The organism is Salipiger abyssi, assembly GCF_017311415.1.
Taxonomy (GTDB): Bacteria; Pseudomonadota; Alphaproteobacteria; order Rhodobacterales; family Rhodobacteraceae; genus Salipiger; species Salipiger abyssi_A.
This window is the reverse complement of the sequence record NZ_JAEKIS010000004.1, coordinates 58780-84636: the sequence shown is the minus strand read 5'-3', so window position 1 is coordinate 84636 and position 25857 is coordinate 58780. Positions and strand designations below refer to the sequence as shown.

General features: G+C 66.7%; 23 protein-coding genes and 1 pseudogene. 15 read left to right on the top strand and 9 right to left on the bottom strand.

Features of this window, described 5'->3' with window-relative positions; all coding sequences use genetic code 11:
• Positions 1–62 precede the first annotated feature (62 nt).
• On the top strand, positions 63–1304 hold the full coding sequence (pepT, locus tag I6N89_RS07220; protein WP_207017580.1) for a peptidase T: 1242 nt from the start codon (positions 63–65) through the stop codon (positions 1302–1304).
• Between the two features lie 3 nt (positions 1305–1307).
• Here pepT and I6N89_RS07215 read toward each other — a convergent pair whose 3' ends face one another.
• Complete coding sequence (locus I6N89_RS07215) at positions 1308–1721, bottom strand: PIN domain-containing protein (protein WP_207017579.1); 414 nt, start codon at positions 1719–1721, stop codon at positions 1308–1310.
• Complete coding sequence (locus I6N89_RS07210; RefSeq protein ID WP_207017578.1) at positions 1711–1938, bottom strand: AbrB/MazE/SpoVT family DNA-binding domain-containing protein; 228 nt, start codon at positions 1936–1938, stop codon at positions 1711–1713. Before I6N89_RS07210 ends, I6N89_RS07215 begins: the two co-directional genes overlap by 11 nt.
• A 265-nt stretch (positions 1939–2203) precedes the next feature.
• Between I6N89_RS07210 and I6N89_RS07205 the strand changes: the two are divergent.
• Positions 2204–2617: pseudogene (locus I6N89_RS07205) on the top strand (aminotransferase class I/II-fold pyridoxal phosphate-dependent enzyme); the annotation flags it as partial.
• Positions 2618–2664: 47 nt separating this feature from the next.
• Here I6N89_RS07205 and I6N89_RS07200 read toward each other — a convergent pair.
• Positions 2665–3336, bottom strand: a complete 672-nt coding sequence (locus I6N89_RS07200) for a GntR family transcriptional regulator (RefSeq protein WP_328805855.1) — start codon at positions 3334–3336, stop codon at positions 2665–2667.
• Between the two features lie 188 nt (positions 3337–3524).
• Here I6N89_RS07200 and I6N89_RS07195 point away from each other — a divergent pair, with 188 nt between their 5' ends.
• From I6N89_RS07195 to I6N89_RS07145, 11 genes are all read left to right on the top strand, one after another.
• Positions 3525–4943, top strand: a complete 1419-nt coding sequence (locus tag I6N89_RS07195; RefSeq protein ID WP_236016481.1) for an ABC transporter substrate-binding protein — start codon at positions 3525–3527, stop codon at positions 4941–4943.
• 62 nt (positions 4944–5005) lie between these two features.
• Complete coding sequence (locus tag I6N89_RS07190; RefSeq protein WP_076694069.1) at positions 5006–5923, top strand: ABC transporter permease; 918 nt, start codon at positions 5006–5008, stop codon at positions 5921–5923.
• Between the two features lie 16 nt (positions 5924–5939).
• Entirely contained in the window at positions 5940–6848 is a 909-nt protein-coding gene (locus I6N89_RS07185; protein ID WP_076694067.1) for an ABC transporter permease, read from the top strand.
• The gene (locus I6N89_RS07180; protein WP_207017575.1) at positions 6848–8512 is read left to right on the top strand and encodes an ABC transporter ATP-binding protein; all 1665 of its coding nucleotides are present in this window, start codon (positions 6848–6850) and stop codon (positions 8510–8512) included. Before I6N89_RS07185 ends, I6N89_RS07180 begins: the two co-directional genes overlap by 1 nt.
• Complete coding sequence (locus I6N89_RS07175) at positions 8509–10080, top strand: gamma-glutamyltransferase (RefSeq protein WP_207017574.1); 1572 nt, start codon at positions 8509–8511, stop codon at positions 10078–10080. The genes I6N89_RS07180 and I6N89_RS07175 overlap by 4 nt, the downstream gene beginning before the upstream one ends.
• Positions 10081–10102: 22 nt before the next feature.
• Positions 10103–11491, top strand: a complete 1389-nt coding sequence (locus I6N89_RS07170; protein WP_207017573.1) for a M20 family metallopeptidase — start codon at positions 10103–10105, stop codon at positions 11489–11491.
• A gap of 3 nt (positions 11492–11494) precedes the next feature.
• Complete coding sequence (locus I6N89_RS07165) at positions 11495–12307, top strand: sulfite exporter TauE/SafE family protein (protein WP_207017572.1); 813 nt, start codon at positions 11495–11497, stop codon at positions 12305–12307.
• Complete coding sequence (locus I6N89_RS07160) at positions 12304–13629, top strand: D-serine ammonia-lyase (protein ID WP_207017571.1); 1326 nt, start codon at positions 12304–12306, stop codon at positions 13627–13629. Before I6N89_RS07165 ends, I6N89_RS07160 begins: the two co-directional genes overlap by 4 nt.
• Positions 13626–15125 (top strand): amidase, encoded by a 1500-nt coding sequence (locus I6N89_RS07155; protein ID WP_207017570.1) that lies wholly within the window; start codon positions 13626–13628, stop codon positions 15123–15125. Before I6N89_RS07160 ends, I6N89_RS07155 begins: the two co-directional genes overlap by 4 nt.
• A gap of 21 nt (positions 15126–15146) precedes the next feature.
• The gene (locus I6N89_RS07150) at positions 15147–15479 is read left to right on the top strand and encodes a RidA family protein (RefSeq protein ID WP_076694052.1); all 333 of its coding nucleotides are present in this window, start codon (positions 15147–15149) and stop codon (positions 15477–15479) included.
• 24 nt (positions 15480–15503) lie between these two features.
• Positions 15504–16739, top strand: coding sequence for an NAD(P)/FAD-dependent oxidoreductase (locus I6N89_RS07145; RefSeq protein ID WP_207017569.1), 1236 nt, complete (start codon positions 15504–15506; stop codon positions 16737–16739).
• 17 nt (positions 16740–16756) lie between these two features.
• On the opposite strand, the gene I6N89_RS07140 is transcribed toward I6N89_RS07145, so the two are convergent.
• Entirely contained in the window at positions 16757–17218 is a 462-nt protein-coding gene (locus tag I6N89_RS07140) for an Lrp/AsnC ligand binding domain-containing protein (RefSeq protein ID WP_207017568.1), read from the bottom strand.
• Positions 17219–17371: 153 nt separating this feature from the next.
• Between I6N89_RS07140 and I6N89_RS07135 the strand changes: the two genes are divergently transcribed.
• Together I6N89_RS07135 and I6N89_RS07130 are read left to right on the top strand one after the other, a co-directional pair.
• Entirely contained in the window at positions 17372–18391 is a 1020-nt protein-coding gene (locus I6N89_RS07135) for a 1-aminocyclopropane-1-carboxylate deaminase (protein WP_207017567.1), read from the top strand.
• 232 nt (positions 18392–18623) lie between these two features.
• Positions 18624–21002, top strand: a complete 2379-nt coding sequence (locus I6N89_RS07130) for a 1-deoxy-D-xylulose-5-phosphate synthase N-terminal domain-containing protein (RefSeq protein ID WP_207017566.1) — start codon at positions 18624–18626, stop codon at positions 21000–21002.
• 102 nt (positions 21003–21104) lie between these two features.
• Here I6N89_RS07130 and I6N89_RS07125 read toward each other — a convergent pair whose 3' ends face one another.
• From I6N89_RS07125 to I6N89_RS07105, 5 genes are read right to left on the bottom strand one after another with little or no spacing between them, the layout of a single operon-like run.
• Complete coding sequence (locus I6N89_RS07125) at positions 21105–22301, bottom strand: aminotransferase class V-fold PLP-dependent enzyme (RefSeq protein ID WP_207017565.1); 1197 nt, start codon at positions 22299–22301, stop codon at positions 21105–21107.
• On the bottom strand, positions 22298–22795 hold the full coding sequence (locus I6N89_RS07120; RefSeq protein WP_207017564.1) for a RidA family protein: 498 nt from the start codon (positions 22793–22795) through the stop codon (positions 22298–22300). The genes I6N89_RS07125 and I6N89_RS07120 overlap by 4 nt, the downstream gene beginning before the upstream one ends.
• Positions 22782–23747, bottom strand: a complete 966-nt coding sequence (locus tag I6N89_RS07115; protein WP_207017563.1) for an ABC transporter ATP-binding protein — start codon at positions 23745–23747, stop codon at positions 22782–22784. Before I6N89_RS07115 ends, I6N89_RS07120 begins: the two co-directional genes overlap by 14 nt.
• The gene (locus I6N89_RS07110) at positions 23740–24741 is read right to left on the bottom strand and encodes an ABC transporter ATP-binding protein (protein WP_207017562.1); all 1002 of its coding nucleotides are present in this window, start codon (positions 24739–24741) and stop codon (positions 23740–23742) included. Before I6N89_RS07110 ends, I6N89_RS07115 begins: the two co-directional genes overlap by 8 nt.
• The gene (locus tag I6N89_RS07105) at positions 24738–25856 is read right to left on the bottom strand and encodes an amidohydrolase family protein (RefSeq protein WP_207017561.1); all 1119 of its coding nucleotides are present in this window, start codon (positions 25854–25856) and stop codon (positions 24738–24740) included. The genes I6N89_RS07110 and I6N89_RS07105 overlap by 4 nt, the downstream gene beginning before the upstream one ends.
• Position 25857: the final 1 nt, after the last annotated feature.

The following is a 25857-nucleotide window of genomic DNA, read 5'->3' as shown; positions in this document are numbered from 1 at the left end:
CGCCGAGGCTTGACTCTCGGCGCCCCGCCCGCCCTTCTCTGCGCAAAACGATGAGAGGCCCGATGCAAAACCCGTTCGACAAGGAACTCGAAGATCGTCTCGTCCGCTATGCGGCCATCGACAGCCAGAGCGACGCCGACTCCCCCAGCGCGCCCAGCACCGAGGTGCAGTTCGGCATGCTGCGCCTGCTGGAGACGGAGCTTGCTGAGATCGGCGCCGAGGATGTGCAACTGACCGAGTATGGCGCGGTGCTGGCGACGATCCCCGGCACCGCCGAGGGCCCGACCATCGGCCTGCTGGCGCATGTGGATACCGCGCCGCAGTTCAACGCGAGCGGCGTCAAGCCGCGCGTGGTGCGCGGCTATAACGGCGGGGACATCAGTTTTCCCGACGATGCCGCGCTGGTCTTGTCGCCCAAGGAGTATCCCTATCTCGCCGAGAAGCAGGGACATGACCTTGTCACCGCCTCTGGCACCACGCTGCTGGGCGCCGATGACAAGGCCGGGGTGGCCATCGTCATGGCCGCCGCGCACCATCTGCTGGCGCATCCCGAAATCCCGCACGGGCCGATCCGCATCGCCTTTACCCCGGACGAGGAGATCGGGCGCGGTGTGGACAAGGCGCTGCCCGAAGACCTTGGCGTCGCCTTTGCCTATACGTTCGACGGCGGCCGCGTGGGCGAGATCGAATACGAGACCTTCTCGGCGGACGGGGCCGAGATCACCGTCACCGGCGTGTCGATCCATCCGGGCTTTGCCAAGGGCAAGATGGTGAACGCCATCCATCTCGCGGCCAAGATCGTGGATCTGCTGCCGCAGGCCACCATGTCGCCCGAGACGACCGACGGCACCGAGGGCTTCGTTCATGTCACCGACATGACCGGCGGCTCCTCGCAGATGCGGCTCAAGCTGATCCTGCGCGATTTCGAGCGCGAGGGGCTGGCGGAAAAGGGCGAAATGCTGCGCCGAATCTGCGCGGCGGTGCAGTCGACCGAGCCGCGCGCCACGATCACCTGCGAGATCACGCCGCAATACCGCAATATGCGCTACTGGCTCGAAGAGGACATGACCCCGGTGAACCTCGCCCGCGACGCCTGCCGCAAGATCGGGGTGGAGCCGGTTTCGGTGCCGATCCGGGGCGGTACCGACGGTTCGCGGCTGACCGAGATGGGTGTGCCGACGCCGAACCTCTTCACCGGCATGCAGAACTTCCACGGTCCGCTGGAGTGGATTTCGGTGCAGGATATGGCGATGGCCACCAATCTTTGCCTGACGCTGGTCGAGCTGGCGGCGGGCAAGGAGTAACGGTCAGGTCGGCGGCTGCGCGTCTGCAAAGGGATTGCGGATACGTAACCGCCCCTCGACCAGCAGCCCGTTATGCATGTCTTCCGACCAGAGCAGGGTGCAGCCCGACGACAGGGCCGCGCCGACGATCATGCCGTCATAGACGGAAAAGCCATAGCGCTCCGACAGGGCCCGCCCGATATCGTGAGTGTCTTCGGTCAGCGGGAGCACATCGCAAAGACCCCGGATCGCCCCGAGAAAGGCGCCCGCCTCGTCCCAGCTCATCCCGGCCTTGCGGCGGCAGTTGACCAGCGCCTCGTTCAGTACCTGCACGCTGATCGTGCCGCCGCGCGCCAGCAGGCGCTCGGCGATATCGGCCTTGGGGCCGTCGCTCAGCAGGTAGAGGATGATATTGGTGTCGAAGAACTCAGCGCTCATGCGCGGCGTCGCGGCTCAGCTGCGCGCCCTCGGGCAGACGCCCCCGGAACCGCCGCAGGCCGGCGAGGATCTCGTCTGCACGGGGCTGGCGCGACACGGCCAGACCCTGAGCATCCGCGTGCAGCTCGATCCGGTCGCCCTCTTTCAGATCCAGCGCGCGCACGAGATCCGCAGGCAGGCGCACGGCCAGCGAATTGCCCCATCTGGAAACCTGCATCTTGCGCCCTTTCGGAATGATCTACATTCAGGAATGTATATCTTTTGCGTACGGGGATCAACCGCCCTGCGCACTGGCGGCGCCTTGAACAGGGGCAAGCGATGGATAAACTCCGCCCCGGGGTCGGCGCGAAGGGCCTGCACGCAAGGGGACGGGACGTGGCGCAAGACAAGACCCTCCACAAACATCTCGACCTCAACCTGCTGAAGGTCTTCGAGGCGCTCATGCTGGAGCGCGGCACCTCGCGGGCGGCGGACAGGCTGGGGCGCGGGTGGGCTATGGCCGCGCGGACAGCGCGGAACTTGCCACGGCCATGCACAAGGTGCGCTCGAATTTCAGCCTCGGGCGCCTGTCGCTCGCTGCAGGGCTCGCCGCGCTGACTGATCTGCCCTATTCGCGGGCCATGGCGGCGGAACCGCTCTCCGAGAGCGCGCGGATGCGGGCGGCCTTGACCGAGGCGGGTTATGAGCCGCTGGAGACGGCGGCGAATTTCATCGCGCTACTTGGCCCAGAGGATGGCCTGGACCGGATCGAGGCCCTGAAAGACCAGGGTATCCTGATCATCGGTTTCCGGATGTCCGACCGTCCGGCCCTACGGATCACCATCGGAGACCGAACCGCGAATGACCGCGTTCTCGCAGCACTGCGCGATCTGCGGCCCGGGACGAACCGCGTCTAGCGGCGCAACCTGTCGAACGAACTGCCCCGCGCGCCCTACGGCTCGGCTCAGGCATTGTCCCGAACATGCTCTCCCAGCGTGGTCAGATAGCTGTCATAGGTCGAGCTCAGCGTGTTGATGTGCAGGCGCATCAGATCCGCCGCGCGGTCGGCATCGCCTGCATTCATCGCATCGAGAATATCGGCGTGCTCTTTCATGGATTTCGCCAGACGCCCGCTCACATCGAGCTGCTGACGCCGGAACGGGCGCAGGCGCCGGTGCATGCGCTGGGTTTCTTCCGCCAGCACCTGGTTGCCCGAGGCCTCATAGATCATCCCGTGCAACCGGTTGTTCGCCTCGTAATAGCGATCCGGCGCACCCGCCTGCAAAGCGGCGTCGCAATCTTGTGCCGCCTGCCGCAGATAGAGACGCTGCGCCGCGGTGATCCGCTTGGTCGCCAGACGCACGCACCACGCTTCCAGCTCTGCCATCACCTCGAACATCTCAACGAGCCGCGTCATGGTCGGGCGTTTCACAAATGCCCCACGGCGCGGAATCAGCGTCACCAGCCCGATGGAATCGAGCATCTGAAACGCCTCGCGCAACGGCGTGCGTGACACCTTGAGCTGCTCGGCCAACGCCATCTCACTTAGCTTGTCGCCATCTTCATAAGCGCCGGAGGCGATACGCTGCTCAATTATTGAGCAGATACGGGCAGCGGTCTTCAAATGATCGGTCACAGCGGAAAACCCTTGACGATATGCAATCCATGATTTTTGTATACAATATAAAAAGACAGAATACAACCCTTAAAACGACCAACTCGGAGCTTAACCTCATGAAAATATGGAAACTTCTCTCTGGAACCGCACTGTGCGCCTGCCTGTCCGCCCCGGCTTTTGCGGACAAAGCCAGCGACACCGTGTCGATGGCATTCAACAAAGAGCTCGAGACCGCGGACACCTATTTCAACACCGCACGCGAAGGCCTGCTGCTCAATCACGCGGTCTGGGACGGGCTTCTCTACCGCGATCCGCAGACCGGCGAGTACAAGGGCAACCTGGCCACCGACTGGACCTGGATCGACGACGTTACGCTCCAACTGACGCTGCGCGAAGGCGTCACCTTCCACAATGGCGAACCGTTCAACGCCGATGACGTGGTCTACACGATCAACTACGTGACCGATCCGGAAAACGGCGTGAAGAACAAGGCCAATGTCGGCTGGATCGATCACGCGGAAAAGATCGACGATTACACCGTGCGGATCATCCTCCCGGCGCCCTTCCCCGCTGCCGAGGAATTCCTCGCCGGCCCCGTCGCCATGTATCCCGATGAGTATTACGCCGAGGTCGGCCCCACCGGCATGGGCCTGAAACCCATCGGCACCGGCCCGTTCAAGCTGGCCGAACTGGAACCGGGCAAGAGCTTCACGCTGGAGCGCAACGACGACTATTTCGACGGGCCGAAAGGCATGGCCGGGGTCGGCAATGTCGAGATCCGCACCATTCCCGAGGTGAACACCCAGATCGCCGAGTTCTTCAACGGCACGCTGGACTTCCTCTGGGGCGTGCCCGCCGATCAGGCCGAAAAGCTCGAAGCGATGGGCAAATATACCGTGGTGAACGCGCCGGCGATGCGCGTGGGCTACATCACCATGGACACCGCTGGTCGCTCGGGCGAGGGCCCGATGACCGACCAGCGTGTGCGCGAGGCGGTCTATCACGCCATCGACCGTCAGGCGATTGTCGATGCGCTGGTCAAGGGCTCGTCGGAAGTGATCGACACCGCCTGCTCGCCCGCGCAGTTCGCCTGCGACCAGTCGGTGACCGGCTACGAGTACGATCCCGAGAAGTCCAAGGAACTGCTGGCCGAGGCTGGCTATCCCGACGGGTTCGAGATCGACTTCTATGCCTATCGCAACCGGCCCTATGCCGAGGCGATCATGGGGTATCTCAATGAGGTCGGCATCACCACCAACCTCAACTTCATGCAATACGCGGCACTGCGCGAAAAGCACCGCAAGGGCGAGGTTCCCATGGCCTTCCTGACCTGGGGGTCGAACTCAGTGGCCGACGCCTCGGCGATCACCGCGGAATTCTTCACCGAAGGCCCGCAGGACGATGCGCGCGATCCCGAAGTGATCGACTGGATCGAGACCGCCGACACCACCATCGACAAAGAAGAGCGCAAGGCGCTCTATTCCAAGGCGCTTCAGAAGATCACCACCGAAGCCTACTGGGTGCCGCTCTGGACCTACAACGTGAACTACGTGATGAGCCAGGAGATGGACTTCACCCCCACCGATGACGAGCTGGTACGCTTCTTCGACTTCTCGTGGAACTAATCCCTCTTGGTGCCCGGCAGCCATCTGTGCTGCCGGGCATCGCCTGACCACAGGATCCTCAGATGCTGCTCTATATTCTCAAACGCCTCGGGCTCGCGGCACTTGTCGCGCTGACCGTTTCGGCGATCAGCTTCAGCCTGCTCTTCCTCGCCGGAGACCCCGCAATCTCCATCGCGGGCGAGAACGCCTCTTCCGAAGACATCGCCGCTATCACCGAGCGATACGGCTTCGACAGGCCGCTGCCTGTGCAATATGCCGACTGGCTGGTTTCCGCCGCGCAGGGCGATCTGGGGCGGTCGTGGTATTTCGACCTGCCGACCACCCAGATCATCGGCGACCGGCTGGGCGTGACCATGACGCTGGGGCTGCTTGCGATCTCCTTCGCGCTGATCCTCGCGATCCCGATGGGTGTGGCGGCAGCGGTGCGGCCCAATTCGCTGATCGACCGCGCGGCGCTGTTCATCTCGGTGGTCGGGCAGGCGATCCCGTCCTTCTGGTTCGGTCTGATCCTGATCGTGGTCTTTTCGATCAAGCTGGGGCTGGTGCCCGCGTCGGGTTCCGATAGCTGGAAACACTTCATCCTGCCCACCGTGGTTCTGGGATACTACGCCACCCCCGCCATCATGCGCCTGACCCGCGCCGGCATGATCGAGGTGCTCTCGGCGGATTACATCCGTACCGCCCGCGCCAAGGGGCTGAACCCGCGCAAGGTGCTGTTCAAGCACGCGCTGCGCAACGCGGTGATCCCGGTGATCTCGCTCGCCGCCGTGCAGATGGGTTTCATGCTGGGCGGCTCCATTGTGGTCGAGTCGATCTTTGCGCTGCACGGGGCGGGCTTCCTCGCCTGGGAAAGCATCAGCCGCAACGACCTGCCGGTGATGCAGGCGCTGATCCTCGTCTTCTCGATGTTCTACATCCTCTTCACTTTCCTTGCCGACGTGCTGAACGCGTGGATGGATCCGCGCCTGCGCGTGGGCTGAGCCTCGGAGCCGACACATGACACAGACCGCTGCCGCCTCCCCCGCAACACCCCCCGCCCGCGAAGCGCCGCTGACCCCGCGCCAGGCCATGCTGCGCCGCGCCCTGCGCCACCGCGGCCTGATCTTCGGCACCACGCTGATGGGGATCATCGTCTTCGTCGCGATCTTTGCGCCGCTGCTGACCCAGTACAGCCCCTATGACCAGGATCTTCTGGCGCGGATGAAGCCGCCGGTGTTCCTCGGCGGCGAGGCCGAGCACTGGCTGGGCACCGATGCGCTGGGGCGCGATTTCTGGTCCCGCCTCGCCTATGGCGCGCGCATCTCGCTGATGATCGGGATTTTCGCCGCCACGATCTCGGCGGTGATCGGCTCGGTGCTGGGCATCCTCGCGGGCTATTTCGGCGGCCGCGTCGACATGGCCGTGACCTTCCTCATCAACGTGCGCCTCGCCATGCCGGTGGTGCTGGTGGCGCTGGCGGTGGTCGCGCTCTTCGGCGGCTCGCTGATGGTGGTGGTCTCGGTGCTGGGCCTGCTGCTCTGGGACCGCTTCGCCGTGGTGCTGCGCTCGGCCACCATGCAGGTGCGCAAGCTGGAGTATGTCGCCGCCGCCGAGGTGCTGGGCGCCTCCCTGCCTCGCGTGCTGTGGAAAGACATCCTGCCCAATGTGATGAACCACCTGATCGTGATCTTCACGCTGGAAATGGCCCACGCCATCATCCTGGAGGCGGCACTCTCCTTCCTCGGGCTCGGCGTGCAGCCGCCCACCCCTTCCTGGGGCCTGATGATCTCGGAAGGCAAGGAAATGCTGCTCTTCGAGCCCTGGCTTATCACCATTCCGGGTGTGGCGCTGTTCTGCCTCGTCCTGTCGATCAACATGCTGGGTGACGCGATCCGCGATGTCACCGCACCGGAGGGCCGTAACTGATGAGCGATCCCATCCTTTCCATCCGCAACCTGACGGTCGATCTGCCCAAGGGCGGCGACCGCCCCCACGCGGTCGAAGCTCTGAGCCTCGACATCCAGCCCAAGGAGATCGTCTGCATCGTCGGCGAATCCGGTTCGGGCAAGTCGATCACCTCCTTCACCACCATGGGCCTGCTGCCCAAGGCGCTGACCCCCTCCTCGGGCGAGGTGATCTTCGACGGGCAGGACCTGCTGAAGATCTCGGCAAGCGAGCACGCCAAGCTGCGCGGGCGCCGCATGGCGATGATCTTTCAGGAACCGATGTCGGCGCTGAACCCCTGCTACACGGTCGGCAACCAGATCGAGGAGATGTTCGAGCAGCACACCGATCTTGCCGCCGCCGAGCGCCGCGCCCGCACGCTGCGCCTGCTGCAAGAGGTGCACCTGCCCGAGCCCGAGCGCATCTATACCAGCTATCCGCACCAGCTTTCGGGCGGGCAGCGGCAGCGCATCGTGATCGCCATGGCGCTGGCGCTCGACCCGGCACTGCTGATCGCCGATGAGCCGACCACCGCGCTCGACCTCTCGACCCAGGCGCAGATCCTGCATCTGCTCAAGGAGCTGCGCGAGCATCACAGCGCGGGTATCATGTTCGTCACCCACGATTTCGACGTGGTGGCCGAGATCGCCGACCGGGTGGTGGTGATGAAAGAGGGCCGGATCGTCGAGGAAGGCACTGCCGAAGAGGTGCTGAACCGCCCGCAGCATCCCTATACCCGCCTGCTGATCGACGCGGTGCCGCGCCGCACACGGGTCGAGCGCGACAGTCTCGACGGCCGGCCCGAGCTGCTGAAGGTGGCCGGGCTGGAAAAGACCTATCACGTCAAGGGCAACATGTTCCGCCCAGGCCGCATCGTGCATGCCTGCAAGAATATCGAATTCGCCGTGCGCAAGGGCGAGACGCTTGGCATCGTGGGCGAGTCGGGCTCTGGCAAGTCGACGCTGGTCAAATGCCTGATCCGGCTCGAAGATCCCGACGAGGGCGCGGTCTGGGTCGAGGGCACGAATATCGCTGCCTTCTCCAAGCGCGCGCTGCACCCCTACCGCAAGATGATCCAGATCGTCTTTCAGGATCCCTATGGCTCGCTCAACCCGCGCCGCACCATCGGCGACCAGCTCGTCGAGGGGCCGGTGAATTTCGGTCGCGACCGCGCCGAGGCGATGGCGCGCGCCCGTGAGCTGATGAAGATCGTGCGGCTCGATCCCGAGGCGCTCAACCGCTATCCGAACCAGTTTTCCGGCGGCCAGCGCCAGCGCATTTGCATTGCCCGCGCGCTCATGGTCGAACCGAAAGTGCTGATCGCCGACGAGGCGGTCTCGGCGCTGGACGTGTCGGTGCAGAAGGAAGTGCTGAAATTGCTCAACGAGATCCGCGACAAGATGGGGCTGACGGTGCTGTTCATCACCCACGATCTGCGGGTCGCGGCGCAGGTCTGCGACAATCTCATCGTGATGCAGCAGGGCGCCATCGTCGAGCGCGGCACCGTGGACAAGGTGTTCGGCGCGCCGTCGCACCCCTACACGCAGCAGCTTCTGGCAGCGCAGCCCGGCCAGGGCTGGGACGTGCCCGACGTGTCGAAACTGCCGCCGGTCAGCGCCGCGTCGGGCGTCGGGGGCGTAGTATGAGCGGCTCTTTCTCGCCGTCGCAGATCACCCGCAAACCCGGCGTCACCGCCACCGCCAACGGCGTGGTGGCGGCCCAGCACGCGCTGGCCGCCAAGGCCGGGGCCGAGGTGCTGGCGGCGGGCGGCGACGCGCTCGACGCCGCCGTTGCGGTAAGCTTTGCCATCGGCGTGCTGGAGCCCTGGATGTCCGGCCCCATGGGCGGCGGCGGCATGATGATCTGGCGCGAGGACGAGGGCCGCGCGCAGGCGCTGAACTACGGCATGCGCAGCTCGGCAAGTCTCGATCCGGCGCATTACCCGCTGTCCGGCGCCGGCAAGGCCTCGGACCTCTTCCCCTGGGAGGCGGTGGTCGAGGACCGCAACGTCATCGGCGGCTCTTCGGTCGCGGTCCCCGGCACCGTCGCCGGGATCGCCGCGGCGCATCGCCGCTATGGCCGGATGCCATGGAAGGAGTTGCTCGCCCCGGCCATCGGCTTTGCCAGCGAGGGGATGCATGTGGACTGGTACGCCGCGCTGGTCATCGCCGCCTCGGCGCGCGATCTGGCGCAGGATGCCGACGCGGCGGCGCTCTTCCTCGACGACGGGCAATGGCCCAAGGGCACGGGCTGGACGGCGCTGTCGAACATAAGGCTCGACCAGTCGCGCCATGCCGCCACGCTGAGCCATCTCGCCGAGGCGGGCGCGGAGGATTTCTATCGCGGCGACATCGCGGCGATGCTGGTGGGCGACGTGACCGCCAAGGGCGGGTTCCTCACGATGGACGATCTGGCAGACTACGCGCCGGACTGGTCCGACCCGCTGGTCATCCCCTTCCGCGACGGGCAGCTCTTTGCGCTGCCCGGACTCACCGCCGGGCCGACGCTGGCCCATGCGGTCGGCACATGGACCGAGGGCTACAGCGCCGAGGAAGCCGTCACGCCCAAGGCCCATCTCGCCCGCGCCGCCGCGCTCAAAGCCGCCTACAAGGCGCGGCTCGACGGCATGGGCGACCACGAAAGCGCCAAGGCGCCGGGCTGCACCACGCATTTCTCCATCGTCGACCGCGACGGCAACATGGTCGCCATGACCCAGACGCTGCTGTCGATCTTCGGCTCCCGCGTGGTCTCTCCCTCGACCGGCATGCTGCTCAACAACGGCATCATGTGGTTCGATCCGGAGCCGGGCAAACCCAATTCGCTCGCCCCGGGCAAACGCTGCCTGATGAATGTCTGCCCGGTGATCGGCGAGGCGCCCGGCAAACGCTTTGCCCTCGGCGCCAGCGGCGGGCGCAAGATCATGCCCGCAGTGGGCCAGATCGCCGGTCATATCATCGAACAGGGCTTGTCGATGCAGGAGGCCATCGAGGCGCCGCGCATCGACGTCTCGGGCGGCGATCAGGTGGTGGCCGACGAACGGCTCGCCGGCCCGGTGGCCGAGGCGCTGGCCGCCGCGCATCCGCTCGCACTGGCGCAGCGCATGCCTTTCCCCTACGCCTTTGCCTGCCCCGCCGGGGTGCTGCGCGAGGGCAATACCAATTCCGGCACCACCGAAACCTTCTCGCCCTGGGGCGACGGGGTGACGGCAGACTGACCTACGAAGAAAGAGACCCAACATGGCAATCCGCGACACGGCGCTGGCCAAGATCACCGAGTATTTCGACAGCGGACGCTTCCAGTCCGAGCTGGCGGCGCTGGTCGCGCGCCCCACGGAAAGCCAGGATCCGCGCGGCACGCCGCATCTCATGGGCTATCTGACCGAGGCGATGGTGCCGATGCTCACCGAGATGGGCTTTACCACCGAGCTCTTCGACAATCCGCAGCCCGGCGCCGGCCCGCTGCTGGTGGCGCAGCGCATCGAAGATCCCGCGCTGCCCACGGTGCTGGTCTATGGCCATGGCGACGTGATCCGCGCGCAGGAAGACCAGTGGCGCGACGGGCTCTCTCCGTTTGAGCTGACCGAGGAGGGCGACCGGCTTTACGGGCGCGGCAGCGCCGACAACAAGGTCCAGCACCTCATCAATATCCGCGCCATGGCGGCGCTGATCGAGGCGCAGGGCAAGCTTGGCTTCAACGCCAAGGTGCTGATCGAGATGGGCGAGGAAAACGGCTCGCCCGGCCTCAAGCAGTTCTGCGAAGAACATAAAGAGCTGCTGGCCTCCGACGTGCTGATCGCCTCGGACGGGCCGCGCCTGTCGCCTGAGGCGCCGACGATCTTCACCGGTTCGCGCGGCGGCGCGCTCTTCGATCTGCGGGTGGATCTGCGCGAGGGCGCGCATCACTCGGGCAATTTCGGCGGGCTGCTGGCCGATCCGGCGATCATCCTGGCGCATGCGCTGGCCTGCATCACCGACGAACGCGGCCAGATCGCGGTGCCGGAATGGCGCCCCGACAGCCTCACCCCGCGCATCCGCGAGGTGCTTTCCGTGCTGCCCGGCGTCGAGTCGGGCATCGCACTCGATCCCGACTGGGGCGAGGAAAGCCTCACCATGTCCGAGCGGGTCTTTGGCTGGAACAGCTTTGCGGTGCTCGCCATGGTGTCGGGCGTGCCCGAGGCGCCGGTCAACGCGATCTCGGGCTGGGCGCGCGCCACCTGCCAGCTGCGCTTTGTGGTGGGCACCGATCCCGACGACATCCTTCCCGCCCTGCGCCGCCATCTCGACAAGCACGGGTTCGACAAGGTCGAGATCGTCCCCTCCGATCGCGGCGCCTTTCCCGCCACGCGACTCGACCCCGATCACCCCTGGGTGCGTTTCGCAGCCGCCTCGCTGACGCGCAGCACCGGCACCGCGCCGCATATCCTGCCCAATCTCGGCGGCTCACTGCCCAATGACTGCTTTGCCGAGGTGCTGGCGCTGCCGACGATCTGGGTGCCGCATTCCTATGCCGGCTGCAACCAGCACGCGCCCAACGAACATGTGCTGAAATCCCTGTCGCGGCAGGCGCTGCTCGGCATGACCGGCCTCCTCGCCGATCTGGCGGAACATGGCGCACCGGAGGCCTGAGCGATGGATCTTCTGACCCTCTTCGCGGTCATCGCCGCAGCCGGAGCCGTGGCCGGTCTCATCTCTGGCCTGCTCGGCGTCGGCGGCGGGATCATCCTCGTTCCCGCCTTCTACTACGTCTTCAGTGGGCTCGGCTATCACCCCGAGCAGCTCATGCAGATCTGCGTCGCCACTTCGACCGGCACGATCATCGTCACCTCCCTGCGCTCGGTCACCTCGCACCACAAGCGCGGCGCGGTGAGCATGGAGCTGATCCGCGGCTGGGGGCCGTTCATCGCCATCGGCTCGGTGCTGGGCGTGCTTGCCGCCGCCAGCCTGCGCAGCCAGGAACTGCAACTGGTCTTCGGCTGTATCGGCGTGTCGCTGGGGCTTTACATGCTGCTCGGCAAACGCAGCTGGCGCATCTCCGACACGCTGCCGGGCCGCGCGCTGAGCGCCGTTTATGGCGGTATCATCGGGTTTTTCTCGGCCCTGATGGGCATCGGCGGCGGCAGCTTCACCGTGCCGCTGCTCACCGCCTATAACGTGCCGCCGCATCGCGCCGTGGGCACCTCGCCGGGCTTCGGGCTGCTGATCTCGATCCCCGGTTTCATCGCCTTCCTGCTCACCGGCTGGGGCATCGCCGGCAAGCCGCCGGGCACCGTGGGTTATGTGAACCTGCCCGCCGTGGCGCTGATCATGGTGACCTCGCTGCTGATGGTGCCGGTCGGCGTGAAGCTCGCCCACAGCCTGAGCCCCGCCCGGCTGCGGCTGGTCTTTGCCCTCACCGTGCTTCTGCTGGCGGGCAATATGCTGCGCAAGGCGCTGATGGGATGAGCCAGCCGCAGGACGACAGGCTTCTGGAGCGGCTGCGCGCGGGCCAGCCCGTGCTCTGGACCAACCCGGACTATACGCCTGTGGAAGATCCGCAGGCCGCCGCCGATGTCGCGCAGGCACAGGCGGACTGGCAGAGCTTTGCCCCGCTGCTCGCCGCGCTCTGGCCGGAGCTTGGCGCCTCGGGCGCGATCCGCTCCGAGCTCATCGCCGTGCCCGGCTGCCGGGAGGCGCTGGCCGCCGCCGCGCCGGATCTGGCCACGCTGCTGGTCAAGGGCGACCACGCGCTGCCGGTCGCGGGCTCGGTCAAGGCGCGCGGCGGTGTGTTCGAAGTGCTCAGCACCGCCGTGGCGCAGGCCCGCGCCGCCGGCCTTCTGGCCGAGGGCGGCGACATCGCCACGCTCGCAGGCCCCGAGGCCCGCGCGTTTTTCGCCAAGCGCCGCATCGCGGTGGGCTCCACCGGCAATCTCGGGCTCAGCGTCGGGATCTCGGCGCGGGTGCTGGGATATGCGGCGACGGTGCACATGTCGCATGACGCCAAGGCGTGGAAGGTGGCGCGGCTGCGCGATCTCGGCGTCGAGGTGGTGCAGCACCGCAGCGACTACTCCACCGCCGTGGCCACCGCCCGCGACATCGCCGCGCACGATCCGCTGACCCATTTCGTCGACGATGAAAGCTCGGCGCTGCTCTTCAACGGCTACAGCGCCGCCGCCGCCGAGCTGAAGGACCAGCTAGACGCCATGGGCCTCGCCATCGGGCCGGAGCGCCCGCTGATCCTCTACCTGCCCTGCGGCATCGGTGGCGCGCCGGGCGGCATCGCCTATGGCGCACGCGGCGTGTTCGGCGCCGATGTGCATCCGTTCTTTGTCGAGCCGGTGCAGGCGCCGTCTGCGCTGGTTCAGATGCGCCACGGGCCGGGACGCGAAACCTCGGTCTATGAGCTGGGGCTCAGCAACCGCACCGAGGCGGATGGCATGGCCGTCGCCACCATGTCGCAACTGGTGGCCGAGCGCATGCGCCGCCGGTTGGCCGGGGTGTTTACCGTCACCGACGACGACCTCTTCCGCTGGCTCGCGATGGCCGATGCGGAAGGGCTGCGGCTGGAGCCCTCGGCGGCGTCGGGCTTTGGTGGGCCGCAGATGCTGGAAGGCACCGAGGCCGGACGGGCGTTCTGCGCCGCGCATCTGGCGGGGCGCGAAGCACAGGCGGTGCATGTGGTCTGGACCACCGGCGGCGCCTTTCTGCCCGAAGAGATCTATCAGAGCCATGTCGCGGCGGGCCGCAGCCTCGGCCCCGCCGCCGGCATGCAGGGAGACATGACATGACCGCAACCGACCCCGCCGATCTCGGCGCCATCGAGGCGCGCAGCCTCATCGCGCGCAAGGCGCTTTCGCCCGTCGATCTGGCCGAGGCCTGCATTGCCCGTGTCGAAAAGGTCGACCACGCGGTGAACGCGCTTGTGGCGCGCGATTTCGACGGGCTGCGCGCCGGGGCGAAAGCGGCAGAGGCGGCGGTGATGTCCGGCGCGCCGCTGGGTGCGCTGCACGGGCTGCCCTTCGGCGTGAAGGACATGATCGACGTGAAGGGCCTGCCCACCACCTTCGGCTCCGAGGCGTTCCGCGACAATATCGCCACCGGCGATGACGCCATTGTCGCGGCGATGCGTCAGGCGGGCGCGACGCCCATGGGCAAGACCAACAACCCCGAATGGAGCGCCGGCGGCAACACCCGCAACCGCGTCTATGGCGTGACCGCCAACCCGCATGACCTGACGCGCAGCTGCGCGGGCTCGTCCGGCGGCTCGGCGGTGGCGCTGGCCTGCGGCTATGCCCCGCTCGCCACCGGCTCGGATACCGGCGGCAGCCTGCGCAATCCGGCGGCGTTCTGCGGCATCGTCGGCTACCGGCCCAGCCCCGGCGTGGTGCCCGGCAACACGCGGGCGGCGGCGCTGATCCCGATGCCGACCTCGGGCCCCATGGCCCGCAGCGTTGCCGATTGCGCGCTCATGCTCTCGGTGCTCGCACGCCCCGACCGCAACGACCCCTATACGCTGATCCAGAACGGCAAGACGCCCTGGGATCCCGCCGGGTTCGCCAATCTGCCGCGCCGCGATCTGTCGTCGCTGAAGATCGCGGTGACCGAGGATTACGGCTTCGCCCCCACCGAAACCATCATGCGCGAGCATTTCCGCAAGGCGATGCCGCAGCTTGCCCCCTTCTTCGGGCAGATCGAGGAGACCGCGCCCGATTGCACCGATGCGGACCGCATCTTTTCGGTGCTGCGCGCGGTGCAGTTCCTCGGCGTGCATGCCAAGCTGGTGGACGAACAGCCCGAGCTGGTCGGCCCCAATGTGCGCGACAACGTCGAGGAAGGCCGCTCCTATTCCGCCGAGGATGTGGCGCAGGCGATCTTTGGCCAGGGCCGCTATTACCGCGCCTGGCAGGCGTTTTTCGAGACCACCGATTACCTGATCTCGCCCGCCGTCTGCATCAGCCCGCGCAATTGGCACGAGCTCTACCCGACCGAAATCGACGGTGTGGCGACCAAGAGCTATTATCACTGGCTGGCCATGGCCTATGCCTCGACCATTCCGGGCCATCCCTCGATCACCATCCCCTGCGGGCGTGACACCAACAACATGCCCTTCGGGCTTCAGATCGTCGGCAAACGGCATGACGACCTGGGTGTGCTGGCCGTCGCCGCCGAGCTGGAAGCGGTGATCGCGGGGCTCTCCGATCTGGCGCCGCGCGGGCCCGACATCGCAGCTCTTGCCGCCGCGCCGCGTCTCAGCGAAGCTCCCGGCTTTCTGACCTTCGACTAACCCAGGAAAAGGACCAAACTCATGGCCATCCCCCTCTCCAAGACCCGCCGTTCCGGCAAGACGCTATATCTCTCTGGCGAGCTGGGCTTTGCCGCCGACGGCACCATGCCCGAGGGCATCGCGGCGCAGACCCGTCAGTGCATCGAGAACATCACCGCGACGCTGGCCAAGGAAGGGCTCGACCTGTCGAACGTCCTGTCCTGCACCTGCTACCTGACCGATCCGGCGGATTTCGCCGATTTCAACGCGGTCTATTCCGAGATGTTCCCCGAGCCCTTCCCGGTGCGCACCACTATCGGCTGCGCGCTGATGATCGACGCCAAGGTGGAAATCACGGTGATCGCAGAGGGCTGAGGCCCAGCTCGGGAGACAGGCGGAATGGCGGAATTCATCGTTCTCGGCGCCGGCATGGTCGGCATCGGCGCGGCGCTGGCGCTTCAGGCGCGCGGCCATGCGGTCACCGTACTGGACCGCAGCCCGCCCGGTACAGAGACCAGCCACGGCAATGCCGGGGTGATCCAGGCCGAGGCGGTGGAGCCCTATGCCATTCCGCACGACATCGCGACGCTGTTCTCCTATGCCACGGGCCGGAGCAACGATGTGCTCTGGCATCTGCGCGACCTACCAAGTGTCGCCCCGGCGCTCTGGCGCTATTTCCGACACTCGGCGCCCGCGCGTCACGCGGTGCTCTCCAAGGGCTACGCGCCGCTTGTGCTCAGCGCCACCGCCGATCACGCGCCGCTCATCGCCGCCTCGGAGAGCGAGGCGCTGATCCGGCGCACCGGGCTGGGCGAGCTTTACCGGACGGCGCGGACGCTGGACGTGGCGGCGGCCAATGCCGAGCGCATGCGTGACCGCTACGGTCTGGGATCGGAGGTTCTGACCGGCGGCGCACTGGCCAAGGCCGAACCGGCGCTAAACGGCCCGCTGGCCGGCATGCTGCTCTGGACCGACAGCTGGAGCTCCTCGGACCCCGGCGCGCTGACCCGCGCCTATGCGGATCTTTTCCTTGCGCGCGGCGGTCGGGTGCTGACCGGCGACGCCACCAGCCTGACCGAGACCGGCAACGGCTGGAAGGTCGAAAGCAGCGAGGGGCCGGTCGAGGCCTCTGACGTGGTGGTTGCGCTCGGCCCCTGGTCGCCGGATCTGCTGGCACCGCTGGGCTACCGCATCCACATGATCTGGAAGCGCGGCTATCACGGTCATTTCAACGCACCGACGCCGCTGAACCGGCCCTGTCTGGACGATGCAAACGGCATCGTCATGAGCTCCATGACACGCGGGCTGCGGATCACCACCGGCGCCGAGCTGGTGGGCCGCAACGCGCCGCGCACCCTGCGCCAGCTCGAGCGCGGCCAGCGCGCCGCAAGTGAACTGCTGGATCTGGGCGCGCCGGTGCCCGACAGCACCTGGCACGGGCACCGGCCCTGCCTGCCCGACATGCTGCCGCTGGTCGGCGCCGCGCCGCGCCATCGCGGGTTGTGGTTCGATTTCGGCCACGGGCATCAGGGCTTTACCCTCGGCCCCACCACCGGGCGGCTGCTGGCCGATATCGTCGAGGGGCAGACCGATGCGGTGACGGCCGCGCTCTCCCCTGCCCTGCGCGGGATCTGACGGACCGGAGCGCGCGCTCAAAAGGCCAGCGCGGTCTTTTCCTTCACTTCCTTCATCACAAAGAAGGTCCGGATCTGCCGCACCCCCGGCAGGGCAATGAGCGCCTTGCCGTGCAGCAGGTTGAAATCGGCCATATCGCGCACGCGGATCTTGAGCAGATAGTCGAAATCGCCGGCCACGAGCTGGCATTCCAGCACCTCCCTCATCTCGGTCGCGGCACGTTCGAAGGCGGCGAAACTGTCCGGCGTCGAGCGGTCGAGCACCACCCCCACCATCACCAGCGCCCCCAGCCCCACCGAGACCGGATTCACCCGCGCATGCACGCCGCTGATATGCCCCTCGGAAAACAGCCGCTGCGTCCGGCGGTGACAGGTCGCCGGGCTGACGTTTACCGTCTCGGCGATCTCGGCATTGGTGAGCCGCCCGTCGCGCTGGAGATGACGCAGAATCTCGCGGTCGATTCGGTCCAGATCCGACATGAAAGAATCTCTCATTTTAATGGAGCTATTTGATAGCTATCACGCGTATCTATCCATAAAAACCCAAAAATAAGGAAAATAAAGGCTAAAATTAGAAAGCACCTTTCACATCTTATCCGCTAGCCTGCGCGGCAGAGACAACAGGAGTTCACCATGTCACTGCTCGACAAATTCGACCGCTACCCGCTCACCTTCGGCGCCACCGCCATCGAACACCTGCCCCGGCTTTCCGAAGCGCTCGGCGGCAAGGTCGAGATCTATGCCAAGCGCGAAGACTGCAACTCGGGCCTTGCCATGGGCGGCAACAAGCTGCGCAAGCTGGAATATATCGTGCCCGACGCCATCGCCTCGGGCGCCGACACGCTGGTGTCGATCGGCGGCGTGCAGTCGAACCACACCCGCATGGTCGCCGCCACCGCCGCCAAGATCGGCATGGGTTGCGTGGTGATCCAGGAAAAATGGGTGCCGCATTACGATGCCGTTTACGACCGGGTGGGCAACATCCTGATGACCCGCCTCATGGGCGCGGATTCGCGGCTGGTGGATGACGGGTTCGACATCGGCATCCGCAAGAGCTGGGAAGACGCGATCCAGTCGGTCAAGGATTCCGGCGGCAAGCCCTATGCGATCCCGGCGGGCGCCTCGGTGCACAAATACGGCGCGCTCGGCTATATCGGCTTTGCCGAAGAGGTGGCGCAGCAGGAAGAAGAGCTGGGCTTCAAGTTCGACTATATCGTGGTCTGCGTGGTGACCGGCTCGACCCAGGCGGGCATGATCGTGGGCTTCGCCGATCAGGGCCGCGCCGACCGGGTGATCGGCATCGACGCCTCGGCCACGCCGGAGCAGACCCGTGCGCAGGTGCGCGGCATCGTTGACAACACCGCCGAGCTGGTGGGCCTCGGCCGGGCCGTGCGCGACGACGAGATCGTCATCAACGAGGATTACGCCTACCCCGCTTACGGCGTGCCCTCGGAAGAGACCAACGAGGCGATCCGTCTGGCCGCCCGCACCGAGGCGATGATGACCGACCCGGTCTATGAGGGCAAATCCATGCAGGGTCTGATCGACCTCACCAAGAAGGGCTTCTTCCCGGAAGGCTCCAAGGTGCTCTATGCCCATCTCGGCGGCGCACCGGCGCTGAACGGCTACAGCTACTACTACAAAGACGGCTGAGGCGCGTTTCGGGCGCTCCGGAGAAAGAGCTTTTCCCGGAGCGCCCCGCCCAAGGCCACCCCGGATTTGTCGATATCGCACATGCCCGTCGAAAAATCCGCCATACTGCCCCAACATTTCGCGGTCACGCCCCAGAAGACTCCCGCCGGCACAGACCGGTTGCAGGAGCCCGCCCGCGCTTGCGCGCCGTGATCCGCCAAATCCCACTGCCCCGCACAAGGAGGGACGCCCGATGACCGACCACCTCAAGACCATCGAGCAACGGCTGCTGTGGCTGTCGCACTGGATGATCCACAACGCTAACCATGTCCGCCCCAAGGTGGACGGCATCAAGGTGGGCGGGCACCAGGCATCCTCGGCCTCCATGGTATCGATCATGACGGCGCTCTATTTCTCGACCCTGCGGCCCGAGGACCGGGTTGCGGTCAAGCCGCATGCCTCGCCGCTGTTCCACGCGATGCAATATCTCATGGGCAACCAGACCCGAGAGAAGATGGAGAATTTCCGCGGTTTCGGCGGGGTGCAGAGCTATCCCAGCCGCACCAAGGATATCGACGACGTGGATTTCTCGACCGGCTCAGTGGGGCTTGGCGTCGGGATTACCGCGCTTGCCTCCATGGTGCAGGATTTCATCACCGCCAAGAGCTGGGGCGAGGAGGTCACACCCGGGCGCATGGTGGCGCTGGTGGGCGATGCCGAGATGGACGAGGGCAATATCTACGAAGTGCTCCAGGAAGGCTGGAAGAACGACCTGCGCAACACCTGGTGGATCATCGACTATAACCGCCAGTCGCTGGACGGGATCGTGCGCGAGGGGCTGTTCACCCGCATCGAAAAGATCTTCGAGGCGTTTGGCTGGGATGTGGTGCGGGTCAAATACGGCGCGCTGCAACGGGCGGCATTCGAGGAACCGGGCGGCGCGCGGCTGCGCGACTGGATCGACGCCTGCCCCAACACCGAATATTCGGCGCTGACCTATATGGGCGGCGCGGTCTGGCGCAAACGGCTGATGGACGATCTGGGCGATCAGGGCGATGTGAGCGCGCTCATCGACCGGCGCAGCGACACTGAGCTTGCGGCGCTGATGGAAAACCTCGGCGGCAATTGCGTGGAGACCATGGCCGAGACCTTTGCCGCCATCGACCACGACCGCCCGACCTGCTTTCTCGCCTACACGATCAAGGGCTGGGGCACGCCCATTGCCGGGCACAAGGACAATCACGGCGGTCTGATGACCAAGGCGCAGATGGCCAGTTGGCAAAAGGACATGGGTGTCCCCGAGGGCCAGGAATGGGACCCCTTCGCCACGGTTGAGGACGTGCCGGCGCTGAAGACCTTTCTCGCCGGCGTACCGTTCTTTGCCAAGGGCATGCGGCGCTATTCGGATGCGCGGCTCGACGTGCCGAAGATCGAATTTGCCAGCGACAAGGAAATCTCAACCCAGGCGGCATTTGGCAAGATCCTCGACGAGCTGGCCAAGGGCGACAGCGAGCTTGCCGCCCGGATCATGACCACCTCGCCCGACGTGACCGGCACCACCGGGCTTGGCGCGTTCGTGAACCGGCGCAAGCTCTTTGCCCGCGAGGAACTGAAGGACGCCTTTATCGAGCATCGCATCCCCTCGACCGCAAAGTGGAACTTCGCCCCCGACGGGCAGCATATCGAGCTGGGCATCGCCGAGATGAACCTCTTCCTGCTGCTCGGCGCGGCGGGGCTGGCGCACAGCCTCTGGGGCAAGCGTGTCATTCCCGTCGGCACGCTCTACGATCCCTTCGTGCATCGCGGCCTCGATGCGCTGAACTACGCCTGCTACCAGGGCGCGCGGTTCCTCATCGCGGGCACGCCCTCGGGGGTGACGCTGGCGCCGGAGGGCGGCGCGCACCAGTCGGTCGGCACACCGCTCACCGGCATGGCGCAGGACGGGCTGGCGAGCTTCGAGCCGGCCTTTGCCGACGAGCTGGCGGTGATCATGGAATGGGCCTTCGACTACCTGCAACGCGATGGCGAGGGCGACCCGGACGAACGCACCTGGCTGCGCGACGAGACCGGTGGCGCGGTCTATCTGCGGCTGACCACCAAACCGCTGGAGCAGCCCGGCAAGCGGGTGGACGACGCCTTCCGTCAGGGCGCCATCGACGGCGCCTACTGGCTGCGCAAGCCGGGGCCGAACTGCTCGGTGGTCATCGCCTATCAGGGCTCGGTGGCCGACGAGGCCATCGCCGCCGCCGGCATGATCGGCGAGCACCGGCGCGACGTCGGCGTGCTGGCGGTAACCTCCGCCGACCGGCTCAACGCCGGCTGGACGGCGGCGCAGCGCGAACGCGCGCGCGGCAATCCCGCCGCCACCAGCCATGTCGAGTCGCTGCTGGCCGAGCTGCCGTCCCATTGCAGCATCGTCACGGTGATCGACGGTCACCCGGCCACGCTGTCCTGGCTGGGCGCGGTGCAGGGACACCGGACGATCCCGCACGGGGTCGAGCATTTCGGCCAGACCGGCACCATCGGCGATCTTGCCCATCATTTCGGGATCGACCGCCACGCCATCGCCAATTCGGTGAGCGAGCTGACGCTGGGTCGCAAACCGTCTTCCATGATCTACGGCTCCGCCTGAGGAGCACAAAACAGGCGGCGGGTCATTCCCGCCGCCTGTTTTATTTCGGCCCTCACCCCTCTGGATCAGTAGGGTGATACGCCGTGATCGTGATTGTCCCGCTCAGACGGCACCCCATTGCAGATAGCCCGCAACGCCGCCATTTCGCGCATCGGCCGGCACCGCCTGAGCCAGCGCAGCCCTGTCGTTCAGACACGCCACCAGCGACTCGGCGACAATCTCGGCCTGACCGGGGAGAAGGTTGCAGGGATCGAGCTGGAAATAGCCAAGCTCGACCTCGTGATCGCGCACGATGATCGCCGGATCGCGCGCCGCGAGCAGCCCCGCGACCGATCCGGCCCCGGCGCCCAACCGCGCCGCATCCACATGCACCTCCAGCCGGTCGAGCGGGTTGCCGGTCGGGTCGGGCACGATCCGGGCGGCAACGCCGTCGATCCCGGCCAGCGCCCCGGTCCAGAGGTCGAGCGCCGCGCGTTCGCGGGCGTGGATTCCAGCGTGATCGCGGGTCTCCCAGGCCTCCAGCGCGGCGATCACCCCGGCGATGCTCTCCTTGCCGATCTTCATGCCGCGGCCGATGCCGATATTCTGGAGATAGCCCGCCCGCACCAGATCGCGCCGCCCCGCGACGATGCCCGAGGTCGGACCGCCGAGGAACTTGTGGCCGGAATAGTTGACGATATCGGCGCCGGCGGCGAGGAAGCCGCGCAGGTCGTATTCCGAGGCCGCATCCACCACGACCGGCACACCGCGCGCATGGCAGATCTCGGCAAAGCGCCGCAGCGGAATCTGGCCGTAATGCACCACATGGTGCGACACGACATAGAGTGCCGCGGCGACGGTCTCGTCGAGCGCTGCCTCAAGCGCGTAGTCGGTGCAGAGCGTCGACTGCCCGATAGAGCGCACCGCACCCCCCGTCAGCTCGACCGCCTGCGAGATCGGTGCGCCGTAGCCGCAGAGATGGCCCATCTGCACCACCACATTCGGTGCCTCCCCCGGATCGCGGGGCAGCGCCTCGGCGGCGCCCGGATTGAGCCCCGTCATGCAGCCGGCGAGCGACAGGCTCACCCCCGCCGAGGCGGAGGCGGTCATGAAGCCGGCCTCTGCCCCGGTGAGCCGCGCGATCACCTCGCTGGCGCGGGCCTGAAGCTCGTGCATCTTGACGAAGCGCCCCATCGCCGCCGCCACCGCCTGCTGCACCGGCGCAGCGGTGACCGAAGCGCCGAGCCCGGTCATCGTGCCGGAGACGTTAATGACGCGGCTCAGCCCCTGCGCATCGTGCCAGTCCCACATACCGGTCATCCCGCGTCTCCGATCTCGAAAATCGCCTCGATCTCGACGCTGATGTCGTTGGGCAGCGAGGCCACGCCAAAGGCCGAGCGGGCATGCACCCCGGTCTGGCCGAACACATCGGCAAGCAGGGTCGAGGCGCCGTCGATCACCGCCGGGTGCCGCTCGAAATCCGGGCTGGCATTGACCAGCCCCAGAAGCTTGATGACGCCGGTCACCCGTTCGAGCCCGCCGAGATGATCGCGCAGCGCGCCGAGGATGTTGACCGCCACCAGCCGGGCGCGGTCGCGGGCCTCGTCGACGCCGATCTCGCGCCCGACCTTGCCGCGCAGCAGCGTGCCGTCGGCAAGGACAGGCCCCTGCCCGGAGACATAGACCAGATTGCCGGTCTGCCGGACATTGCAGAACGCCCCGATGGGATCGGGCGCGGCGGCGGGCAGCTCGACCCCCAGCTCGGCAAGACGGTCGGCAATGGCGGTTTCGGATTTGCGTTCAAGCACGGACATATAGCTCTTCAGTTCTTTTGCAGTAACTTTGGTGGGCGGCGCCCACGGTGATGGCGGCGGTATCGCCCTGCGCACAGGCATCCTCCGCATGCGGGCAGCGGGTGCGGAACACGCAGCCCGAGGGCGGTGCGAGCGGGCTGGGAATATCGCCCCTGAGGATCGTCCGGCTGCGGTTCCGCTTGGGATCGGGCAGCGGGATCGCCGAGAGCAGCGCCTCGGTATAGGGATGCGCAGGCGCCTCGTAGAGCGGGCGCGACGGGCCGATCTCGGCGATCTTGCCGAGATACATCACCGCGATCTGGTCGCAGAGATATTCCACCACGGAAAGGTCATGCGCGATGAACAGCATGGTCAGGTTGCGCCGCTTGCGAAGGTCGAGCAGCAGGTTGAGCACCTGCGCCTGGATCGACACGTCGAGCGCCGAGACGCTTTCGTCGGCCACGATGAATTCCGGCTCCAGCGCCAGCGCCCGCGCGATGCCGATACGCTGGCGCTGCCCACCCGAGAATTCATGCGGAAACCGGCTCATGTGATCGGCGCTGAGCCCGACCTCTTCGAGCAGCGATGCCACCGTGTCGCGGCGGCTGCGCGCGGTGCCGATCCGGTGCGCCTTCAGCCCCTCGGCGATGATGTCGCACACGCGCAGGCGCGGGTTGAGCGAGGAGACCGGATCCTGAAAGATGATCTGCATCCGCTTGCGCGCCTCGCGCATCTCGGCGACCGAAAGCGTGTTGAGATCCTGCCCGTCAAACACCGTCTCGCCGGAGGTCGGCTCGATCAGCCGCAGCAGCGCGCGCCCGAGCGTCGTCTTGCCCGAGCCGCTTTCGCCCACGAGCCCGGTGATCGAGCCGCGCGGAATGTCGAAACTGACATCGCTGACCGCCTGAACGGCGCCGCTCGGCGCGTTGAACGTCTTGGTGAGATTGCGGATTTTCAGCAAGGGCTCAGACATGGGCCTGCTCCCGTCCGGCCAGCGCGCAGGCGACATTGTGCCCGCCGCCGATATCGCGCAGCGCCACCGGCTTTTTGCACACGTCCTGCGCCAAACCGCAGCGCGGCGCAAAGGCGCAGCCCGGCGGCATGGCGTGCAGCGCCGGCACCGCGCCGGGGATCGGCACCAGCCGCTCGCCCTCGGGCCGGCCCGGCACCGGGATGGAATGCAACAGCCCCTGCGTATAGGGATGGCTCGGCGTCTCGAAAAGCGCCTCGGCGCCGGCCTGTTCGACAATGGCGCCGGCATACATCACCGCCACGTCGTCGGCCATTTCGGCCACCACGCCCATATCGTGGGTGATGAACAGGATCGACATGCCCAGATCGCGCTGCAAGCGGCGCATCAGGTCGAGGATCTGCGCCTGAATGGTGACATCGAGCGCCGTGGTCGGCTCGTCGGCGATCAGCAGCGCCGGGTTGCAGACCATGGCCAGCGCGATCATCACCCGCTGGCGCATGCCGCCCGACATCTCGTGCGGAAACTGGTCGACGCGGCGCGCGGCGCCCGGGATCTCGACCAGCTCCAGCATCTCGATCACCCGCTTGCGCCGGGCTGCCGCGTCGAGATCGCTGTGCAAAAGCAGCATCTCGCCGATCTGGTCGCCGATGCTGAAGAGCGGGTTGAGCGAAGACATCGGCTCCTGAAAGATCATCGCGATCTCGGCGCCGCGCATGCCGCGCAGGGTCGTCTCGTCCGCCTGCGCCAGATCCATCTCGCCGCCGTTGCGGCGGCGGTAACGGATCGTGCCGCCGGTGACCGCGCCATTGCGCGGCAGCAGCCCCATGATGGCCAGCGAAGACACCGATTTGCCCGAGCCGCTCTCGCCCACCAGCGCCAGCGTCTTGCCCGGATAAAGGGTGAAGCTCACGTCGCGCAGCGCCGTCACCTGGCTGCGGCGCGACCGGAAGCCGACCCGCAGGTTGCGCACGTCGAGAATTGGGCTTTCCGTCATGCAGCCCTCCGTTTCGCGGATTGCACCGAGGCGCCGATCACCGTCATGCGCGGCTCGAACATCTCGGCGATTTCGAGATCGGCGCCGAGGCTGTCGGTGGCCGTCTTGCCATAGGGTTCCAGATCGAAGAGCGTGAAATCGGCCTTCATGCCCGGGGTCAGCCCGTCGCGGCCCGAGAGGCCCAGCATCCCGCGCGGGCGCTCGGTCACGGCAGCGATGACCTCGTCGAAGGGCAGGCCCACCGCCAGAAGCTTGGCCAGGGTGGTCGACATGTCATGCACCGGCCCCTTGATGTTGCGCAGGTGCAGGTCGGTCGAGATCGAGAACGGGCGCAGCCCGTCCGCCAGCGCCCGCCGCGCGGTTTCGAAGCTGAACGAGGCCTGCCCGTGGCCGATATCCATGCGCACGCCCTCCTCCGCCAGACGCTTGGCCTGGGCGAAGAGCTGCGGCGTGTCGCCGATGGAGCCCGCGCGCTTGCCGTTGAAGCAATGGGTGACGATGTCGCCCGGGGTCAGGATATCGAAGACCTCGTCAATGAGCGGGGCGGGTTCGCCCACATGCACCATGAGCGGCAGGTCGAGGATTTCGGCGACCCGCTTGGCGATCTTGGCGGGCGTGATCCCCCAGCCGCCGGCGATCACGCCGCTGGCGCGCACCTTGATGCCGCAGATCACGTCGCGGTTGGCCTCGGCGACGGCAAGGGTGCGGTCCACATCGACCGAGACGCGCGGGTCGAGCAGCTCGGACACGCGATTGCAGGCCACGAGCCCGATGGAGCCGATATTGAGGAAGGCCTTGATCGTCTCCTGACCCGGCTCGATCACGTATTCCCGCAGCCCGTGAAACGCCGCCTCGCCCGCCGAGCCGGCATCGGCCATGGCGGTGACGCCGGTGGCGCGGCCCGCCTCTTCGGGGCGCACGGAAATATCGGTGCCGCCGTGCCAGACATGCACATGCAAGTCGCACCAGCCGGGGCTGAGAAACGCCCCCTTGCCGTCGATAACCTCGGCGCCGTCGATGGCACCGGCGGCGACGCGGCCCGCATCGTCCACATGGATTTCGCTGGGGGCCGTGTCGAAGCCCACGGGCCGGAAGTTCATGAGTTTGAACGCCATG